20 protein-coding genes are annotated in these 18,486 nt (G+C 44.0%); 10 read left to right on the top strand and 10 right to left on the bottom strand.

The genetic code is table 11. The features are described from left to right. The first annotated feature begins 41 nt into the window (after positions 1-41). The 5 genes from phaC to AOC33_RS05645 all read left to right on the top strand — a co-directional run bounded on the left by phaC (position 42) and on the right by AOC33_RS05645 (position 5,787). On the top strand, positions 42-1,670 hold the full coding sequence (gene phaC / locus AOC33_RS05665) for a class I poly(R)-hydroxyalkanoic acid synthase (protein ID WP_089515685.1): 1,629 nt from the start codon (positions 42-44) through the stop codon (positions 1,668-1,670). Between the two features lie 41 nt (positions 1,671-1,711). Further along, positions 1,712-2,452, top strand: coding sequence for a 3-ketoacyl-ACP reductase (locus AOC33_RS05660; RefSeq protein ID WP_089515683.1), 741 nt, complete (start codon positions 1,712-1,714; stop codon positions 2,450-2,452). Positions 2,453-2,539: 87 nt separating this feature from the next. Continuing rightward, positions 2,540-3,094: a polyhydroxyalkanoate synthesis repressor PhaR gene (gene phaR, locus AOC33_RS05655; RefSeq protein WP_089515681.1), complete on the top strand. Its 555-nt coding sequence runs from the start codon at positions 2,540-2,542 to the stop codon at positions 3,092-3,094. Continuing rightward, the gene (gene rimO / locus AOC33_RS05650; protein ID WP_089515679.1) at positions 3,095-4,453 is read left to right on the top strand and encodes a 30S ribosomal protein S12 methylthiotransferase RimO; all 1,359 of its coding nucleotides are present in this window, start codon (positions 3,095-3,097) and stop codon (positions 4,451-4,453) included. A 152-nt stretch (positions 4,454-4,605) separates the two neighbouring features. Next, entirely contained in the window at positions 4,606-5,787 is a 1,182-nt protein-coding gene (locus tag AOC33_RS05645; protein WP_089515678.1) for an acetyl-CoA C-acyltransferase family protein, read from the top strand. A 70-nt stretch (positions 5,788-5,857) separates the two neighbouring features. Here the strand turns inward: AOC33_RS05645 and AOC33_RS05640 are convergent, their stop codons facing one another. The 4 genes from AOC33_RS05640 to mfd form a co-directional block, all read right to left on the bottom strand. Beyond that, complete coding sequence (locus AOC33_RS05640; protein WP_089515676.1) at positions 5,858-6,211, bottom strand: helix-turn-helix domain-containing protein; 354 nt, start codon at positions 6,209-6,211, stop codon at positions 5,858-5,860. Beyond that, a complete protein-coding gene (locus AOC33_RS05635; protein WP_089515674.1) occupies positions 6,165-6,464 on the bottom strand; it encodes a BrnT family toxin in 300 nt (99 codons plus the stop codon). The genes AOC33_RS05640 and AOC33_RS05635 overlap by 47 nt, the downstream gene beginning before the upstream one ends. Positions 6,465-6,624: 160 nt before the next feature. Continuing rightward, positions 6,625-7,473, bottom strand: a complete 849-nt coding sequence (gene serB / locus AOC33_RS05630; protein ID WP_089515672.1) for a phosphoserine phosphatase SerB — start codon at positions 7,471-7,473, stop codon at positions 6,625-6,627. Then, entirely contained in the window at positions 7,473-11,027 is a 3,555-nt protein-coding gene (gene mfd, locus AOC33_RS05625) for a transcription-repair coupling factor (protein WP_089515671.1), read from the bottom strand. The genes serB and mfd overlap by 1 nt, the downstream gene beginning before the upstream one ends. A 25-nt stretch (positions 11,028-11,052) precedes the next feature. Here mfd and ispD point away from each other — a divergent pair, with 25 nt between their 5' ends. Then, positions 11,053-11,823: a 2-C-methyl-D-erythritol 4-phosphate cytidylyltransferase gene (ispD, locus tag AOC33_RS05620; protein ID WP_219349908.1), complete on the top strand. Its 771-nt coding sequence runs from the start codon at positions 11,053-11,055 to the stop codon at positions 11,821-11,823. Further along, positions 11,820-12,308 carry a 2-C-methyl-D-erythritol 2,4-cyclodiphosphate synthase gene (gene ispF / locus AOC33_RS05615; protein WP_089515670.1) on the top strand — a complete coding sequence of 163 codons (489 nt, stop codon included), beginning with the start codon at positions 11,820-11,822 and terminating at the stop codon, positions 12,306-12,308. The genes ispD and ispF overlap by 4 nt, the downstream gene beginning before the upstream one ends. Before the next feature lie 8 nt (positions 12,309-12,316). Here the strand turns inward: ispF and AOC33_RS05610 are convergent, their stop codons facing one another. The 4 genes from AOC33_RS05610 to mscL form a co-directional block, all read right to left on the bottom strand. Continuing rightward, positions 12,317-12,646 carry a hypothetical protein gene (locus tag AOC33_RS05610; RefSeq protein ID WP_089515668.1) on the bottom strand — a complete coding sequence of 110 codons (330 nt, stop codon included), beginning with the start codon at positions 12,644-12,646 and terminating at the stop codon, positions 12,317-12,319. Beyond that, complete coding sequence (locus AOC33_RS05605; protein ID WP_219349907.1) at positions 12,624-12,938, bottom strand: hypothetical protein; 315 nt, start codon at positions 12,936-12,938, stop codon at positions 12,624-12,626. The genes AOC33_RS05610 and AOC33_RS05605 overlap by 23 nt, the downstream gene beginning before the upstream one ends. Before the next feature lie 124 nt (positions 12,939-13,062). After that, on the bottom strand, positions 13,063-13,410 hold the full coding sequence (locus AOC33_RS05600) for an FKBP-type peptidyl-prolyl cis-trans isomerase (protein WP_089515666.1): 348 nt from the start codon (positions 13,408-13,410) through the stop codon (positions 13,063-13,065). A gap of 9 nt (positions 13,411-13,419) precedes the next feature. Next, positions 13,420-13,848, bottom strand: coding sequence for a large conductance mechanosensitive channel protein MscL (gene mscL, locus AOC33_RS05595; RefSeq protein ID WP_089515664.1), 429 nt, complete (start codon positions 13,846-13,848; stop codon positions 13,420-13,422). 248 nt (positions 13,849-14,096) lie between these two features. On the opposite strand from mscL, the gene tig reads away from it, so the two are divergent. The 3 genes from tig to clpX are packed head-to-tail and all read left to right on the top strand — an operon-like array spanning position 14,097 to position 17,410. Beyond that, a complete protein-coding gene (gene tig, locus AOC33_RS05590) occupies positions 14,097-15,428 on the top strand; it encodes a trigger factor (protein WP_089515662.1) in 1,332 nt (443 codons plus the stop codon). 44 nt (positions 15,429-15,472) lie between these two features. Beyond that, positions 15,473-16,093: an ATP-dependent Clp endopeptidase proteolytic subunit ClpP gene (gene clpP, locus AOC33_RS05585; protein ID WP_089516428.1), complete on the top strand. Its 621-nt coding sequence runs from the start codon at positions 15,473-15,475 to the stop codon at positions 16,091-16,093. 27 nt (positions 16,094-16,120) lie between these two features. Beyond that, positions 16,121-17,410: an ATP-dependent Clp protease ATP-binding subunit ClpX gene (clpX, locus tag AOC33_RS05580; RefSeq protein ID WP_089515661.1), complete on the top strand. Its 1,290-nt coding sequence runs from the start codon at positions 16,121-16,123 to the stop codon at positions 17,408-17,410. Between the two features lie 239 nt (positions 17,411-17,649). Here the strand turns inward: clpX and AOC33_RS05575 are convergent, their stop codons facing one another. Both AOC33_RS05575 and AOC33_RS05570 read right to left on the bottom strand, forming a co-directional pair. Continuing rightward, positions 17,650-17,940: an addiction module antidote protein gene (locus tag AOC33_RS05575; RefSeq protein WP_089515660.1), complete on the bottom strand. Its 291-nt coding sequence runs from the start codon at positions 17,938-17,940 to the stop codon at positions 17,650-17,652. 2 nt (positions 17,941-17,942) lie between these two features. Next, positions 17,943-18,239, bottom strand: a complete 297-nt coding sequence (locus AOC33_RS05570) for a type II toxin-antitoxin system RelE/ParE family toxin (protein WP_089515658.1) — start codon at positions 18,237-18,239, stop codon at positions 17,943-17,945. Positions 18,240-18,486 lie beyond the last annotated feature (247 nt).

Raw genomic sequence — 18,486 nt, 5'->3', positions numbered from 1 at the left:
TATTAGACTTAGGTCAAATAAATTCTACTTAAGGAAGTTCTATGATGAACACGCAAGGCTTTGGATCAGGGCCAAGCCTCGCCCCTCAGCACATGGCTCTAATTCCAGCAGAAAAGCTGGTTGAGATTGAAAAGCAATACGCCAAAGACTTATCTGAACTTTGGGCCAATCCAACGGGTACACCTATTAATGATCGTCGTTTCAAAGGCGAGGCATGGCAAAACCCTTGGAACCAAGCCACGGTTAATTTTTATTTATTGAATTCTCGTCATTTATTGAACTTGGCTGATGCCGTTGAAGCAGAAGCCAAGGTGCGTCAAAGAATACGTTTTAGCATCGAGCAAATGATTGATGCGATGTCGCCAGCTAACTTCTTAGCGACGAATCCTGAAGCTCAGCAACGTTTGATTGATACCCAAGGCGAATCTTTGCGAACAGGCATCCTGAATGCCTTGCAAGACTTGGGTAAGGGCAAAGTTTCGCAAACCGATGAATCAGCATTTGAAGTAGGTAAGAATGTCGCGACTGCTGAGGGCGCCGTTGTTTATCAAACCAAGTTATTCCAGATTCTGCAATTCAAGCCACTGACAGATCAAGTGTATGAGCGTCCGTACTTGATGATTCCACCATGTATCAATAAATATTACATTTTGGATTTACAGCCCGAGAGTTCAATGGTGCGTTATTTGGTTGAGCAAGGGCACACCGTTTATTTGATCTCTTGGAAAAATCCAGATCCAAGCATGGCTGATACCACTTGGGATGATTACATTGGTGCAGCTGTTCACGGCATCGAAACGGTTCAAGATATCAGCGGTCAAAAGCAAATCAATATCCTAGGCTTCTGTGTGGGCGGCACGATCACCGCGACTGCCTTGGCAGTGATGGCAGCAAAAGATCAGCACCCAGCGGCCAGCTTGACCTTATTGACGACTTTGTTAGATTTTTCTGACACGGGCATCTTGGATGTCTTCGTTGATGAAGCATTGGTATCTCTTCGAGAGAACAGCATAGGTGGTAAAGGTGGTGGTAAATGCGGCATGTTGCGTGGTGTTGAGTTAGCCAACACATTCTCATTCTTGCGCCCCAACGATTTGGTTTGGAACTACGTGGTTGATAACTACTTAAAAGGTAACTCACCACCGCCATTTGATCTCTTGTATTGGAATGGTGACTCCACTAACTTGCCTGGTGCCATGTACTCTTGGTACTTAAGACATTTGTATTTGCAAAATGAACTCAAAGTTCCTGGCAAGTTAACCATTTGTGGCGAAAAAGTAGATCTTGGCAAAATCAAATGCCCAGTCTACCTGTACGCATCACGCGAAGATCATATCGTTCCATGGTGGTCTGCTTATGAATCCGTCAAGCTCTTGAAGGGCGCCAAAGTGCATTTTGTTTTGGGTGCATCGGGGCACATTGCTGGCGTGATCAATCCACCCGCCAAGAAAAAGCGCAACTATTGGGCCAACTCCAAAGCACCTGCTACAGCCGATGCATGGTTTGATGGCGCTAAAGAAATTCCAGGTAGCTGGTGGCCTGATTGGACTGATTGGTTAAAGCCACTGAGTGGCAAGAAAAAAGCAGCACCCAAAAATTATGGCAACACGAAGTACAAAGTTTTAGAAAAAGCGCCAGGTTCTTATGTCAAAGAAAAGGCCATTGATTAATCGTTTTATTATTAAAGCATCGAATTAAAAAGGGAGTGAGTATGAGTCAGAAGATTGCGTATGTAACAGGTGGCATGGGTGGTATTGGTACCGCTATTTGTCAGCGTTTAGCCAAGGATGGTTTTAAAGTGATCGCTGGTTGCGGTCCTAATTCACCACGTAAAGATCGTTGGTTGGCTGAGCAAAAAGCCCTTGGTTTTGATTTCACAGCCTCTGAAGGCAATGTGGGTGACTGGGAGAGTACTGTTGCAGCATTTACTAAAGTAAAAGCTGAATTTGGCAAGGTGGATGTATTGGTGAACAACGCTGGTATCACCCGCGACACTGTATTCCGTAAGATGACTCCAGAAGACTGGCGTGCTGTGATCGACACGAACTTGAATTCTCTCTTTAACGTGACCAAGCAAGTGATCGATGGCATGGTTGAAGCAGGTTGGGGGCGCGTGATCAGTATTTCTTCTGTGAACGGTCAAAAAGGTCAATTTGGCCAATCCAACTACGCTACTGCCAAAGCAGGTATCCATGGTTTCACGATGTCTTTGGCACAAGAAACTGCTGCTAAGGGCGTGACTGTTAATACAGTATCTCCTGGTTACATTGGCACAGACATGGTCACAGCGATTCGTGAAGATGTGCTTGAGAAAATCATCAACACCATTCCGGTTAAACGCCTTGGAACCCCTGATGAGATTGCATCAATCGTGTCTTGGATTGCTTCAGATGAGGGTGGATTTGCCACTGGTGCTGACTTCTCATTGAACGGTGGTTTACACATGGGCTAAACAATATACAAAAAGTATATTGCGGTGCAACAATCTAGGGCTTGATTTACCCATACAATACGGGTAATCAAGCCCAACTTACTAAATATGGTCACTAAAAAACAATCTGCCAAGTCTGCTGGTGTCAGAACGATTAAGAAGTATCCCAATCGTCGTCTGTACGACACGCAAACAAGTACTTACGTCACCTTGTCGGACGTGAAGAGCTTGGTGTTGGCACATGAAGAATTCAAAGTCTTAGATGCCAAGACCGAAGAAGATTTGACCAGAGCTATTTTGTTGCAAATCATTTTGGAAGAAGAAGCTGGTGGCGTGCCTTTATTCACCACACCGATGTTGTCTCAAATGATTCGTTTCTATGGTCACTCCATGCAAGGCGTTGTGGGTGGCATGTTGGAAAAAAATATTCAATCCTTCATTGATCTGCAATCACAGTATGCTGAGCAGTCAAAGCAAGGTGGTGCCACTCCTGAGAGTTGGGCGCAGTTCATGAATGTTCAAAATCCCATGATGCAGCAAATGATGGGAAGCTACGTTGAGCAGAGTAAAAATCTTTTCACTCAAATGCAAGAAAAGATGAAAGATCCAGCGAACGTCTTCACTGGTTTCCCTTTCACAACCCCTGATAAGAGCGATAAATAATTGAGCGGCAAGATTGGTTTTGTTTCCTTAGGTTGCCCTAAGGCCTTAGTGGATGCTGAGCGCATCGTCACACAGTTGCGCGCTGAAGGTTATGAAATCGCTAAAGACTACGCAGGCTCTGACCTGGTGGTGGTAAATACTTGTGGTTTCATTGACTCAGCTGTTCAAGAAAGCTTGGACGCGATTGGTGAAGCTTTAGCAGAAAACGGCAAGGTGATCGTCACTGGTTGTTTGGGAGCTAAGAAAAACGCTGATGGTTCTGATGTCGTCACTTCAGTTCATCCAAAAGTATTGGCAGTGACTGGCCCACATGCTGCTGATGAAGTTCTAGAAGTGGTTCATCAGCATTTACCTAAAAAACACGATCCATTTGCAGATTTAGTACCCAAAGCTGGTATCAAGTTAACACCCAAACACTACGCCTATTTAAAAATATCTGAAGGTTGTAATCACCGCTGCACGTTTTGCATCATTCCGAGCTTGCGTGGCGATTTAGTGTCAAGGCCGATTGGCGATGTCTTATTAGAAGCGCAACATTTGTTTGAGGCTGGTGTTAAAGAATTATTGGTGGTCTCGCAAGACACGAGCGCTTATGGTGTTGATGTTCAATATCGCACTGGGTTTTGGGATGGTCGTCCAGTCAAGGCGAAACTATTTGACATGGTTGAGGCCTTAGGTAAGTTAGCCCGACAGCATGGTGCTTGGGTTCGTTTGCACTATGTTTACCCTTACCCCCACGTGGATGACATTTTGCCCTTGATGGCAAATTTTGCCGATGAAGGCAGTGGTGTTGTGCCATATCTAGATATACCAATGCAGCATGCGCATCCTGATGTTTTAAAGCGCATGAAGCGTCCTGCGAGTGGTGAAAAGAATCTTGATCGCATTCAAGCATGGCGCAAAGCATGTCCAGAATTAACGATTCGAAGTACTTTCATCGCGGGTTTTCCTGGTGAAACAGAAGAAGAATTCAATTACTTACTCGACTTCATGCGTGAAGCCAAAATTGATCGTGCTGGATGCTTTGCTTATTCTCCAGTGGAGGGTGCTAAAGCCAATGAATTGGCAGGCGCCTTACCTGATGAGCTTAGAAACGAGCGTCAAGCCAGATTCATGGAAGTCGCTGAAGAAATCTCTACTCAACTCTTGCAAGCCAAAGTGGGTAAGCGCATCAAAGTTTTGGTTGACTCAGTCAGCTCAAAAGGTGGCATTGGTCGCAGTCAGTCTGATGCCCCAGAGATTGATGGTTTGGTGCATTTGTTACCAACGGATAAGATCTCTAAAAAATACAAAGTGGGTGATTTTGTCAAAGCCACAGTGCTACAAACTCAAGGACACGACTTGATTGCACAATTGTAATTAGCTCTTTTCCCTATATATCTAGGGCATTTCATGGGTGAATACCCCTAGTATTCCCTAATAGCTTGCTTTAGACAGTTACTCGTAAGATTAGCCCTACAGACTAGTTGTTTCTATTCATAATAAGTACTTAAGTACTCAAGGAGTTCCAGATGGCACGTGATGTAGTCGTTCTTAGCGCAGTTCGTTCTGCAATTGGTGGTTTTGGTGGTTCATTGAGCAGCATGGAGCCCGCTGAACTTGCTGGTACGGTCATGAAAGAGGCAGTAAACCGTTCTGGTGTTGATCCTAAACAAATTAATTATGTGACCGTTGGTAACTGTATTCCAACAGAATCACGCTTTCCTTATGTTGCACGTGTGGCAGCGATTCAAGCAGGCTTACCAATGGATTCAGTGGCGATGGCCGTGAACCGTTTGTGCAGCTCTGGTTTGCAAGGCATTGTGACAACTTCACAAGCCATCATGTTGGGCGATTGCGACTACGGTGTTGGTGGTGGTGTTGAAGTGATGTCACGTGGTATTTATGGTGCACCTGCCATGAGAACTGGTGCACGTATGGGTGACACCAAAATGATTGACTTGATGGTGTCTACATTGACAGACCCATTTGGTGCAGGTCACATGGGTATCACTGCAGAAAATCTAGCTACAAAGTGGAACATCACCCGTGAAGAGCAAGATGCTCTCGCTGTTGAATCTCATCGTCGTGCGACTGCTGCGATTGCGGAAGGTCGCTTCAAGTCACAGATCACACCAATCACCATGCAAACTCGCAAAGGTGATGTGGTGTTTGATACGGATGAACACGTTAAGGCAAGTACCACGATGGAAAGCTTGGGCAAGATGAAGCCAGCTTTCAAAAAAGACGGTACGGTCACTGCAGGTAACGCCTCTGGTATCAATGATGGCGCAGCATTCTTCGTCTTAGCATCTGCTGATGCAGCAGCCAAGGCTGGTCAAAAACCAATGGCTCGCTTGGTATCTTATGCCTTGGCAGGTGTACCTAATGACATCATGGGCGAAGGGCCAATTCCAGCTTCTAAGATTGCCTTGAAGCGTGCTGGTTTGACCATCGACAAGATGGACGTGATTGAGTCTAACGAAGCTTTTGCAGCGCAAGCGATTGCAGTCTCAAAAGGTTTAGAGCTTGACATGACTAAGACCAATCCAAACGGTGGTGCGATTGCATTAGGTCATCCAGTGGGTTGCTCAGGTGCTTTCATTGCAACCAAAGCCATCTATGAATTACATCGTACTGGCGGCAAATATGCTTTGGTGACGATGTGTATTGGTGGTGGACAAGGTATTGCTGTGGTGTTTGAGCGTCTCTGATCAAAAATCAATAGCAATAATTAGTAAATAGTCTCAAACAAAAAGCCGCTCAAACAGAGCGGCTTTTTTATTAAATCACCTGTAAAACTAATTTAGGGGATTTATCTAGTATTTTGAGAAGTAATCTTGCTGGACCAGTTGGGTAACGTTTTCCTTGTTCCCAATTTCTGATGGTATCCAAAGGCACCATGATTCTCTCTGATAACTCTTTTTGGGTGAAACCTAATTTTTCACGAATGCTCTTTGCATATAAAGCAGCATCCATTTTGGCCTCTAAATCATCTTGAGCTTTTTGTTTGGCAATTTCTTTTTCGCCTGTAGCATTCAGTAATTTCTTATTGAGGGTTGATTTTGGAAAAGACTTTGGATCATTAAAGTCAACCGTAATGCGCGTGATTTTTGTATCTCTTTTTTTCTCTTTCATTTGCTTTCCTCGCTGAAATTATTCGGATGGCTTCTTCTCTGAAGGTATAAATGACAACAAACAATATTTCGTCATGCTTGGCCAATAACTCAAACCTTTCTTCACCATAATCATGGCGCGTATCTGGGGTGATACAACGGTGGGGGTCTAAAAAGGCATTCGTAATATCTTTAAATTGAAATCCTCTTAATTTTTTACATTTTGAATTTTTATCTTCATCCCACTCAAATTCTTTTTTCTTAATGTAGTCCATTGAACTACTTATGTCAAGATGTACTTTATTGATCAAATAAACCTCTTTTCACATATTTGTTAATTTATGAAGCCCAATAAGGACAAAACCCCCGCTTCATAAAAGCAGGGGTTCTGATTAATTAACGTTTATGTGTTCAGATTGTTTACGGCATATTCAATCAAAGAAGATCTAAACAAGCATCCAAGCCCACATGATCAAAAGCTAAATCAGCTTTTTCTTTCACAACTGGTTTTGCACGGTAGGCAATTGATAAACCAGCGCCATGCATCATCTGTAAATCATTCGAGCCATCGCCCATGGTGATAGCAGCATGTTTATTAGCACCTAGTGCTAAGCAACGCGCTTCAACGTAAGCTGCTTTAGCTTCACCATCCACGATATTGCCTAATACTTGCCCAGTTAAAAATCCATCAACAATCTCTAATTGATTGGCGTGAGTTTCAGATAAATTCAATTGAACTTGAAGCTTGTGCGTAAAAAAAGTAAAGCCACCAGAAACTAAAAGGGTGTGTATCCCTTTGGCGTGCGCACCAGCAATCAATTCCTTTGCGCCAGGATTGAGGCGCAGACGTTGAGAGAAGACTTCATCGAAGGCGGAGGCAGGAACACCTTTTAACAAGGCCACGCGTTTGCGCAAACTTTCGCCGAAATCTATGATTTCACCGCGCATCGCAGCTTCTGTGATTTCTGATACTTCTTTCTTTTTTCCTACAGCATCGGCAATTTCATCGATGCATTCGATATTGATCAAGGTTGAATCCATGTCCATGGCCAAGACCTTGATATCTGAGCCTTTGAAATGCTTTGGTAAAAAACCGACATCGGTTTGATGTAAAACACCTAAATTGCGAAGATGGGTACGTTGCTCGATATTCAATGCTTCTTTTAATTCGAGCACTGCGGTTCTTGGAGTCTTTTTTTCAATAGAAACTATCGCGTGAGATTTTTCAATCTCACGGATGAGTTGATCTTCAATGGCGTCTTGATGGAATAAGGCAATGTTCATCATGAAGTTTTTAGTATTTCAGGTTTTATAGCAGTATCGCTCAAATGCTTGAGTAATTGTCGAATTGCCTCAAGGCGTTGAGCCAAGGTAATGAATGCTTCTTTATCAGCCGGCAGAATCTTTAACTTATCCTGGCCATTGAGCTGAATTCGTTTATTGGTTTGAACCAACTGAATGATCTTGATTGGATCAATCGGTGGGTTGGGGATGAACTGAATTGTGATCTGAGCAGGATTGGCATCAATTTTCTTGATACCCAACACAGCCATATTCAAACGCAAACGATGGGTTTCAAATAATGATTGAGCTTGTTCAGGTAAATCACCAAAGCGATCGACCAATTCTTCTTTGATATCCATGAGCTTCTCAAATGAACTCACTGTGGCTAAGCGCTTATACAGTGAAAGACGCTCATGAACATCTGGGCAGTAATCATTGGTTAAAAGAGCAGGAACCCCCAAAGTGATATCTGTGATCACTTCCATTGGTGCCATCAAATCAGGCTCTTTGCCATTTTTTAAAGAATTAACAGCTTTATTGAGCATCTCGGTGTACAGCTGGAAGCCAATTTCAGAAATATCACCCGATTGTTTGTCTCCCAAGACTTCACCGGCGCCGCGTATTTCTAAATCGTGCATCGCCAAATAGAAACCAGAGCCCAGTTCTTCCATCGCCTGAATCGCATCTAAACGCAGCTTGGCTTGCTTGGTCAGTGCCTCTGGATCAGGCACTGTTAAATAGGCATAGGCTTGATGGTGTGAGCGTCCAACGCGACCGCGCAATTGGTGCAACTGAGCCAAGCCAAACTTATCAGCACGGTGCATGATGATGGTGTTGGCGGTTGGCACGTCAATGCCGGTTTCAATGATGGTGGTGCACAACAAAATATTGGCACGTTGTGTGACGAAGTCACGCATCACACGCTCTAGATCACGTTCATGCATCTGTCCATGAGCCACCACGATGCGAGCTTCAGGCAATAGTTTTTCTAAAGACTGTTTGCGGTTCTCAATGGTATCGACTTCATTGTGGAGGAAGTAGACCTGACCACCACGTTTTATTTCTCGAAGCACCGCCTCACGAATAACCCCATCGCTTTCTCTGCGTACAAAAGTTTTGATGGCCAAACGTTTTTGAGGTGCCGTGGCAATCACCGAGAAATCTCGCAAACCTTCCAAAGCCATACCCAAAGTTCTTGGGATAGGGGTGGCAGTTAAAGTCAAAACATCCACTTCTGCTCGCAAAGATTTGAGGGCTTCTTTTTGGCGCACGCCAAAACGATGTTCCTCATCGATGATTACCAAGCCTAAACGTGGGAACTTCACATCAGCTGAGAACAGTTTGTGTGTGCCAATCACAATGTCTGCTTCACCTTTGGCCATCGCCTCTAAAGCAGTATTGATCTCTTTGGTGGTTTTAAAGCGAGACAGTTCCACAATCTTCACGGGCCAATCAGCAAACCGATCCTTCCAGGTCTCGGCGTGTTGCTCAGCCAAGAGTGTGGTTGGGGCCATGATTGCGACTTGCTTGCCACCCATCACCGCTAAGAAGCTGGCACGTAAAGCCACTTCAGTTTTACCGAAGCCCACATCACCACAAACCAAACGATCCATCGGTTTACCGCTGGTCATGTCTTGGATCACAGCAGCAATTGCAGCCGCTTGGTCAGCCGTTTCTTCAAAGCCAAAACTCTCTGCAAAAGCTTCATAGTCATGAGCAGAAAATTCAAAGGCATGACCTTTGCGCAATGCTCGTTGGGCATATAAATTCAAAAGCTCAGCAGCAGTGTCTCTGATTTGTTTGGCCGCTTTGCGCTTTGCGCGTTCCCATTGACCAGAGCCCAATTGATGCAAAGGGGCTGTCTCTGGATCAGAGCCAGCATAACGAGAGATCAGTTGTAATTGAGCCACCGGTACATACAAGGTGGCAGCGTGCGCGTACAACAAATGCAAAAACTCTTCTTCGCCATTGCCAACATCTAACAAAATCAAACCTTGATAACGACCAATGCCATGTTCAGCATGTACAACCGGATCACCGACCTTGAGCTCGGATAAATCCTTGACCAAGGTATCAACGTTGCTGGCTTCCTTATCTTTACCCTTGCGTCTGGTTCTGGCGCTCGCAGCAAATAACTCAGATTCAGTGATCACAATGACCTTGGCATGACTGGCGACAAAGCCATCATGAATCGCGCTGTGAGTGATCGACAAGGGAACATCAGAGGCGATGAATTCAGCCAAAGAATCTGATGAATGAGTCTTTAATTGATTCTCTTCAAATAATTGACGAATGGTTTCGCGACGACCAGCACTATCAGCACTGATTAAAACCCGTGATTCGGTATTGTTGATCAAATGCTTGAGCTTAGAAATTGGATCAGCATCTTTGCGATTCACAGCAATGTCAGGCAAAGTCCAAAAGATTCGCTCGCTCACTTCGGTATTTTCGCCAGCGCTTTCTGTAGAACTTTCTTTCTGCAAAACCAAGCGTGCGTGAGGTTTCAATAAAGCAAATAACTCATCGTTCTGCAGATACAGTCTCTTAGGATCTAAAACTGGTCGTGAAGAGTCGTGACTTAAAAAGTTATAGCGCTGCTGTGTGTCTTGCCAAAAACCTTTGATTTGATTTTCTAGTTCACCATGAATGCCTAACCACACTGGGCCTTTGGCCAGTGGTAGGTAATCAAATACCGTGGAAGTGCTTTCAAAGAACAGAGGTAAATAAGATTCAATGCCCGCACTAGGGATACCCAAGCCCATGTCTTTATAAATACTGCAGCGGCTTGGATCACCATCAAATACTTCGCGCCAACGACCACGAAAAGCTGTGCGTGATTCTTCATCCATCGGGAATTCATGGCCTGGCAATAAACGTACTTCTTGCACAGGAAACAAGCTGCGTTGGGTGTCTGGATCGAACGATCTGATTTGATCAATCTCATCACCGAACAAATCCAAGCGATAAGGCAGGGCTGAGCCCATTGGGAATAAATCAATCAAGCCACCACGCAAACTGTATTCGCCAGGACGGACCACAGCACTGACTGGATCGTAGCCTGCTTGCTGAAGTTGCAAACGCAGGGCCATCTCGTCTAGCTTATCCCCCTTCTTAAAAAAGAAGGTGTGAGCAGCCAAGAAACTTGGAGGGCCGAGCTTTTGTATAGCGGTGGTCACTGGCATTAAAACAATATCGCAATGACCAATCAATAATTCATGAAGGGTGGCTAAGCGCTCAGAAACCAAATCTTGATGGGGTGAAAAAGCATCGTATGGGAGGATTTCCCAATCGGGCAACAATCTGACTGTCAGATCGGGAGCAAAGACCGGAATTTCCTCATGCAAGCGCGCTGCATCTAAAGCACTGGCACAAATGATCACCATCACAGAAAAGGCTGAACGATGATTCAAGGCCTGTTGGGCAATCACCGCAGCATCAGAAGAACCATTCAAGCCGCTTAGGGTAAAGCGCTGCCCATCCCTTGGTCCGGGTAGGGGGGGTGACCATGTCACCGAACTAGATTTGGCCAATATTTCAGCCGATAACTTCTGCATAAGCTAGACATTATAGAATTGAGGGATGAACTTAGCCGAAACCCCTCCAAATTCGATGCCCAAGCTGCATGTTCTGATTCCTTGTGCTGGCACTGGCAGTCGCATGGGTTTGAATCAACCCAAACAATTTGAGTCGTTGGCAGGTCAGCCTATGGCCCTTCATGCCATCAATACCTTCTTATCAATGCCTGAAATTGCGTCTGTTTGGGTGGGTGTTTCAGAAGAAAACAAAGAGCTGCCCCAAGAACTGCCGAAAGCATCTTGGCCAAAGGACTCGCGCTTTAACCTAAGCACAACGGGTGGAGCCACAAGAGCTGATACGGTTGTTAATACCCTGAAAGCCATGGCGAAGTCTGGTATTGATCAGGACGCTTGGGTCTTGGTGCATGATGCCGCCAGGCCTGGTTTAACGGTTGAGGCCGCCAGACGATTGATTCAAGCAGTCACTGAACACGTGTATGTCAGTGGCGGCATTTTGGCGATGCCCATGGCTGATACATTGAAACTCATTTCGCCACAAAACCCGGAATGCATCGGCAAAACATTGCCAAGAGATGGCTTGTGGTTAGCCCAAACCCCACAAATGTTCCGTTTGATGGCGTTGACTGAAGCATTAGAGGCAGCCATTAACAACAAGTTTGAAGTCACGGATGAGGCGAGCGCCATGGAGCGCGCTGGTTGTGAACCACTCTTGGTGCCAGGTGAATGGCGTAATATCAAAGTCACATACCCACAAGACTGGGCATTGATGGATCAAATTTTGACTCATCACTCTCAAAAGAAAGAGAATCAATGACAAGCAGCGTATTTCGAATCGGCCAAGGTTACGACGTTCACGCATTGGTGGCTGGTCGTGATTTGATTTTGGGTGGTGTAAAAATACCTCATGACAAAGGTCTATTGGGACACTCGGATGCGGATGCTTTGCTGCACGCCATCACCGATGCACTCTTGGGAGCTGCAGCCTTGGGTGATATCGGTAGACATTTTCCTGATACAGACGATCGCTATAAAGGAGCAGACAGCCGCATCTTACTCCGTGCCACCATGTCATTGCTTCAAGCAGCAGGATATTCAGTGGGTAATGTGGATGCCACCATCATTTGTCAGACACCAAAAATGGCACCACACATACCTGAGATGGTTAAGAACATTGCCAGTGATTTGGGTGTTGCATCCGATCACATCAATGTCAAAGCCAAAACTAATGAAAAGCTGGGTCACTTAGGGAGAGGCGAGGGCATTGCTGTGCAAGCCATTGCTTTGATTCGGAAATCCTAAGAGTTCCTTTATTTTTTCCCATAGGCTGCGTCATGATCAGGTTCAATTAATAAAACCCTTAAAAAATGATTTTGTTTGAACCCAATTCCGCGTATTGATTTACTAACCCGGAATGAATAGAGTGCATCAATACCCTGTGGCGCTTGAATGCTGTGAATCTTTTCCCACCTCAAACCTTTATCTTTGTAGACTTGATTCCAGGTCAGTTGAGTGAGTTTTTCGAAGGTAGCAATTGCCTTCTCCTGTTCAATTTGTTCTAGATCGTTCCAGGTTGATTGAAATGAGGGGCTATTAAGATCAATTTCTACTAATAACTCAGGCTTTACGTTTCGCGCCATGAGTTTTTGATATCTTTACCTTTGATAAATCGCTGGCTTTTGCCGGAGTTTTTTCTGCCCATGCCAAGGCTGCAGTTAAATTCTTTTTAACTGTTGGCGTATGAATCCATCTCTCATTATCAGGAATTACTGTGGCGGTTCTAATGACCCAAACACCAGGTTCAGGATTTTCAATTAGAACTTGACGACCAGCATGCTCCTTCCCAAGTGAAATTTGTCCACTTGAGCCTATAGATTTAATAACTTGGTGATCGATGACTACGCCCATGGTTCTCTCCAATTCATGCAGCATGATTGCATTATAGCATGATGGCATGAATTTGGTGGAACCTTTTTTATTTCAAAGCTTAATAGTCATTCAAATAAAAAAGCCTCGAAAAATCGAGGCTTTTTTGAATCAGAAATTAAATCATTTCTTAAACAGCCAACAACTCCACTTCAAATAGCAAAGTTGCATTCGGTGGAATCACGCCACCAGCACCTGATGAGCCATAGCCCAAGTCAGATGGAATTACCAGGCGACGTGTGCCGCCAACTTTCATGCCTTGCACGCCTTCATCCCAACCACGGATGACCATGCCGCCGCCCAAAGGGAACTCAAAAGGATCATTGCGATCTTTGCTTGAATCAAACTTTGAACCTACCTGGCCGTTCTCATACAACCAACCTGTGTAATGAACTGACACATATTGACCTTTGGTAGCTTCTGCGCCAGATCCTACAACTGTGTCTTCATACTGCAAACCTGATGGGGTGGTGATCATCTTCTTTCCTTATTTTTTCAAACTGTCTCTGATTTCTCTGAGTAACTGAATATCTTCAGGTACAGGAGGTGGTGGTGAATCTGCTTCGTCTTGAAGTTTAATGCGATTAATGATTTTGACCATTTGGAAGATGATGAAGGCCAAAATGACGAAATTGAGGGTGATCGTTAAAAAGTTACCGTAGGCAAATAATGGTACGCCAGCCTTTTTGAGGGCATCCAAGGTCATTGGGACATTTTCAGGAACTTTGCCTAAAACAATGAATAAATTAGAAAAATCTAATTTTCCGCCGATCAACCAGGCAATCACGGGCATGATCACATCGCCTACAACAGAATCAACGATTTTGCCAAAAGCGCCACCAATGATCACACCAACGGCCAGATCAATCACATTGCCTCGTACCGCAAAGGCGCGGAATTCTTGAATCATCTTCATATGGCTGCTCTTTCTGTCTGCTAAATCAATGAACTCGGTAGTTTAGCTAGATTGGAAATGAATGCCAATCCGCTTCATGGAGATAAGCGCTAAAAGCCCTATAAACCACTGAATCATAAGACGTCCTTTTGGCCCGCCCATCATGTAGAATAGTGAGCTTTTGTAGTGTTTCACTAGTGGTTGCGGAAAAACCCTTGAGTGGTTGATTCCTAAGCCCCTAATTTTATTAGCTTAAACGGGATACCAGCATGTCTGTAACGATTGAAAACCTCGGCAATTTAGACCGAAAAATTACTTTAAGCTTTCCAAAAGCTGATACTGAAAAAGCACGCGCAGCGCGCTTACAAAAACTGTCAAAAACAGTAAAGATGGCAGGCTTCCGCCCGGGTAAGGTTCCCATGAAAATGGTTGAAGCCCAATACGGTATGCAAGTGGACTTTGAAGTTCAGTTTGACCATGCCTCTAAATTATTCTTTGATATCAGCAAAAAAGAAGGTTTGAAAATTGCTGGTCAGCCAAGTCTTGAGCCAAAGAGCGACATGACAGCTGATCCAATCGTTTATGACGCCAAGTTTGAAGTATTCCCAGAAGTGAAGATCGGTGATCTATCAAAAGTAGAAATCACACGTCACACAACCGATGTGAACGATTCAGAAATCGACAAGACTTTAGACATCTTGCGCAAACAGCGCGTTCACTACCATGTGCGTGGTGAAGCAGGTGACCATGGCAATGGTGGTGCCAACACAGCGGCTCAAACAGGTGACCAAGTTACCGTTGACTTCGTGGGCAAGATTGAAGGCGTTGAATTCTCAGGCGGTAAAGCTGAGAACTTTGCTTTTGTATTGGGTGAAGGCCGCATGTTGCCAGAATTCGAAGCTGCGGCTTTGGGTTTAAAGGCAGGCGAAGAGAAGACTTTCCCATTGGCTTTCCCGGCCGACTATCACGGTAAAGACGTGGCTGGTAAAACAGCTGACTTCACCATCACAATGAAAAAAGTTGAATGGCCACATTTGCCAGAAGTGAATGATGAGCTTGCAAAAGCTTTGGGCGTTGCTGAAGGCGTTGCCAAAATGCGCGAAGAAATTCGTACAAACTTGACACGTGAAGTAGCTCGTCGCACACAGACTTTGTTAAAAGGCCAAGTGATGGAATCTTTGACAAAAGCCTGCGAAATGGAAGTGCCTAAAGGTTTAGTTGCACAAGAGCAAGAAAGATTGATTGCCAATGCGCGTCAAGATCTAGCAGCTCGTGGTGTACCTAATGCCAAAGATGCGCCGATTCCTGCAGAACTATTCACGTCACAAGCTGAGCAGCGTGTGAAGCTTGGTTTGATCTTGAATGAATTGGTCAAACAACAATCACTAGAAGCTAAGCCAGAACAAATCAAAGCCGAAATCGAAGAGCAATCAGCCAGCTACGAAGATCCTAAAGAAGTGATGCGTTGGTATTACAGCGATCCAAAGCGTTTGGCCGATGTTGAAGCCCTTGTTTTAGAGAACAATGTGGTGGCTTATGTGACAGGTCTAGCCAAAGTATCAGAAAAAGCAGTAAGCTTTGAAGAACTCAGCAAGATTTAATGGTTTGAATGGCTGTTGATGGATACCCTGGAGACAAAAAGAATATGAACCACACACAAAATAGCGCACTAGATACACAAGCCTTGGGTTTGGTCCCAATGGTCGTAGAAACATCTGGTCGTGGCGAGCGTGCTTATGACATTTATTCACGCTTACTCAAAGAGCGTGTGGTGTTCTTGGTGGGTGAGGTCAATGATCAATCTGCTAATTTGGTGATTGCTCAATTGCTTTTCTTGGAAAGCGAAAACCCAGAGAAAGATATTTCTTTGTACATCAATTCTCCAGGTGGATCTGTTTCTGCTGGTTTGGCGATTTACGACACCATGCAGTTCATCAAGCCTGATGTCAGCACTTTGTGCATGGGCATGGCGGCGAGCATGGGCGCATTCTTGTTGGCAGCTGGAACAAAAGGCAAGCGCTTCTCATTGCCTAATTCACGTGTGATGATTCACCAGCCTTTGGGTGGTGCACGTGGTCAAGCGTCTGATATTGAGATTCAAGCTCGCGAGATTCTTTATTTGCGCGAACGTTTGAATAAAGTGTTGTCTGATCGCACGGGTCAAACGATTGAAACGATTGCTAAAGACACTGATCGTGATAATTTCATGTCAGCAGAACAAGCAAAAGAATATGGCCTCATCGATCAAGTGATCGAAAAGCGCTAATCTAAAAGATAGTCAGGAGGTTTACTCATGAGCGATACAACCAATTCAACTGAGAAGCCTCTTTACTGCTCATTCTGTGGCAAGAGTCAGCACGAAGTTAAAAAACTAATTGCAGGCCCATCTGTATTTATTTGTGATGAGTGCATTGATTTATGCACGGACATCATCACCGAAGAAATCAGCCAATTGCCTGAAGCAGATCTTCGCGAAGGTCTGCCAACTCCTCATGAAATCCGCGCCAGTCTTGATCAATATGTGATTGGTCAAGATCATGCCAAAAAACAATTGGCAGTAGCGGTGTACAACCACTACAAGCGCCTCAAGCACATTGAAATCACTGGTGCCGCTAAAAACAAAAAAACTGTTCACAACGGTGTTGAATTAGCTAAGAGCAATATCTTGTTGATTGGCCCGACCGGTTCAGGTAAAACATTATTGGCTCAGACATTGGCAAGATTATTAGATGTGCCATTTGTCATCGCTGATGCCACAACTTTGACTGAAGCTGGTTATGTTGGTGAAGACGTTGAGAACATCATTCAAAAGCTTTTACAAGCTTGTGACTACAACGTTGAAAAAGCACAAAAGGGCATCGTTTACATCGATGAGATCGATAAGATCTCACGCAAATCAGACAACCCATCAATCACCCGTGACGTATCAGGTGAGGGAGTACAGCAAGCACTTTTAAAGCTTGTTGAAGGAACCATGGCTTCTGTACCTCCACAAGGTGGTCGCAAGCATCCTAATCAAGATTTCTTGCAAGTCGACACAACCAACATCCTGTTTATCTGCGGTGGTGCTTTTGACGGTTTAGAAAAAGTGATTCAGCAACGCACAGTCACCGCCGGTATCGGTTTTGGTGCTCAAGTGCGCGGCAAAGATGACCGTTCTATTTCTGAGTTGCTCAAAGAAGTTCAAACTGAAGATTTGATCAAATTTGGTTTGATCCCAGAATTGATTGGCCGTTTACCAGTGGTAGCCACCTTGGCTCAATTGGATGAAGCTGCCTTGGTTCAGATTCTCACAGAGCCTAACAATGCCTTGGTGAAGCAATACCAGGCCTTATTGGACATGGAAGGTGTTGAATTAGAGATTCGTCCTAATGCACTGAGTGCCATTGCTAAAAAAGCGATTGCCCGTAAAACAGGTGCCCGTGGTTTGAGATCAATCATCGAGCACGCTTTGATGGACGTGATGTATGACTTACCAAGCCTAGAAAACGTTCAACGCGTGGTGATCGATGAAAGCACCATCAATGGTGATAGTAAGCCTTTGATGCTCTATCAAGAAGCATCAGAGAAGGCCGCTTCTTAAATTCCTTTTTGTTTGTTAGTTTATTAACTTTATAAAGATAGTTATAATTTCCATAAATATATTGCAAATTAAAGCCCCTGATAAATTAATGATAAATACAGTAAAGATTGAATATCCAAAAAACCCAAAGCCCAGTTACACGCTTGAAGAGCTGCTTAGTCAATGCGCTACGGGTGAATTTTCAGAAGAAGACAGGGCGTGGCTTAATTCAAAGCCTGTGGGTAGAGAGCTGATTTAACTTAAGTAATTGGTCTTAAGCTTAGTCTCAATCCAAGTGCTTTGAATACCTTTAAAACTGTTGAGAACTCTGGGTTGCCGTTATCTGTTAATGCTTTGTATAAACCCTCTCGGCTTATACCCGTGTCTTTTGCTAATTGTGTCATTCCTCTTGCTTTAGCAATAACACCAAGTGCATGTGTAATGAGTTGTGGATCACCATCTTCAAAGCAAGCTTCAAGATAATTACTAATGTCTGCTTCTGTCTTTAGTAATTCAGCACTATCCCATTTTGTTAGTTTTTCTTTAGTCATTTTCACTCCCGCAATTCATTCGATAAATTGATTGCCTGTTTTATATCTTTGGCTTGTGATCCCTTATCTCCGCCAGCGAGAAGAATTACAAGTTCTTGACCTTTTTTCATTAAATAAACTCTGTACCCAGGTCCAAAATGTATCCTTAGTTCAAACACACCCGAGCCAATAGATTCGCAATCGCCAAAATGTCCGAATTCTAGTTTGTCTATCCTTGCTTGAATTCTTGCTTTTCCCTTTAGATCTTTGAGCTCTTGAATCCATTTCGTAAATTTGCTTGTTTTAAGTATAGTCATCATTCTTACAACTGTAAACCATGGTTAACATTAAATCAATCTAGTTATAAAAAACATAATTAAATTGGGGTTAATTTATTGCTTTGATGGATAAGAAAGAGTGAAAGATTGAGAAGAGCAAAAGAAAACGACTTAAAAACCAATTTTTTCGCAATTTTCTTAGTTTTTACCCTTGTTTTTGAGCAAAACAGTCCCAAATTCAATGTATTCTTACTACGTAGGAAAATACAAACACACATTTTGGAGATAA

This window comes from Polynucleobacter cosmopolitanus, from assembly GCF_002224225.1.
Lineage (GTDB): Bacteria > Pseudomonadota > Gammaproteobacteria > Burkholderiales > Burkholderiaceae > Polynucleobacter > Polynucleobacter cosmopolitanus.
This window is presented reverse-complemented; position numbering and strand designations above follow the sequence as displayed.

Bases quoted from the DNA above. Each gene is read 5' to 3' on its own strand.
- ispF (WP_089515670.1), top strand. From the start codon at position 11,820: ATGACAAGCAGCGTATTTCGAATCGGCCAAGGTTACGACGTTCACGCA.
- AOC33_RS05635 (WP_089515674.1), bottom strand. From the start codon at position 6,464: ATGGACTACATTAAGAAAAAAGAATTTGAGTGGGATGAAGATAAAAAT.
- ispD (WP_219349908.1), top strand. From the start codon at position 11,053: ATGAACTTAGCCGAAACCCCTCCAAATTCGATGCCCAAGCTGCATGTT.
- AOC33_RS05570 (WP_089515658.1), bottom strand. From the start codon at position 18,239: ATGATGACTATACTTAAAACAAGCAAATTTACGAAATGGATTCAAGAG.
- clpX (WP_089515661.1), top strand. From the start codon at position 16,121: ATGAGCGATACAACCAATTCAACTGAGAAGCCTCTTTACTGCTCATTC.
- AOC33_RS05575 (WP_089515660.1), bottom strand. From the start codon at position 17,940: ATGACTAAAGAAAAACTAACAAAATGGGATAGTGCTGAATTACTAAAG.
- serB (WP_089515672.1), bottom strand. From the start codon at position 7,473: ATGAACATTGCCTTATTCCATCAAGACGCCATTGAAGATCAACTCATC.
- AOC33_RS05605 (WP_219349907.1), bottom strand. From the start codon at position 12,938: ATGCTGCATGAATTGGAGAGAACCATGGGCGTAGTCATCGATCACCAA.
- mscL (WP_089515664.1), bottom strand. From the start codon at position 13,848: ATGAAGATGATTCAAGAATTCCGCGCCTTTGCGGTACGAGGCAATGTG.
- tig (WP_089515662.1), top strand. From the start codon at position 14,097: ATGTCTGTAACGATTGAAAACCTCGGCAATTTAGACCGAAAAATTACT.
- clpP (WP_089516428.1), top strand. From the start codon at position 15,473: ATGAACCACACACAAAATAGCGCACTAGATACACAAGCCTTGGGTTTG.
- phaC (WP_089515685.1), top strand. From the start codon at position 42: ATGATGAACACGCAAGGCTTTGGATCAGGGCCAAGCCTCGCCCCTCAG.
- AOC33_RS05660 (WP_089515683.1), top strand. From the start codon at position 1,712: ATGAGTCAGAAGATTGCGTATGTAACAGGTGGCATGGGTGGTATTGGT.
- AOC33_RS05600 (WP_089515666.1), bottom strand. From the start codon at position 13,410: ATGATCACCACCCCATCAGGTTTGCAGTATGAAGACACAGTTGTAGGA.
- AOC33_RS05610 (WP_089515668.1), bottom strand. From the start codon at position 12,646: ATGGCGCGAAACGTAAAGCCTGAGTTATTAGTAGAAATTGATCTTAAT.
- AOC33_RS05640 (WP_089515676.1), bottom strand. From the start codon at position 6,211: ATGAAAGAGAAAAAAAGAGATACAAAAATCACGCGCATTACGGTTGAC.
- AOC33_RS05645 (WP_089515678.1), top strand. From the start codon at position 4,606: ATGGCACGTGATGTAGTCGTTCTTAGCGCAGTTCGTTCTGCAATTGGT.
- mfd (WP_089515671.1), bottom strand. From the start codon at position 11,027: ATGCAGAAGTTATCGGCTGAAATATTGGCCAAATCTAGTTCGGTGACA.
- phaR (WP_089515681.1), top strand. From the start codon at position 2,540: ATGGTCACTAAAAAACAATCTGCCAAGTCTGCTGGTGTCAGAACGATT.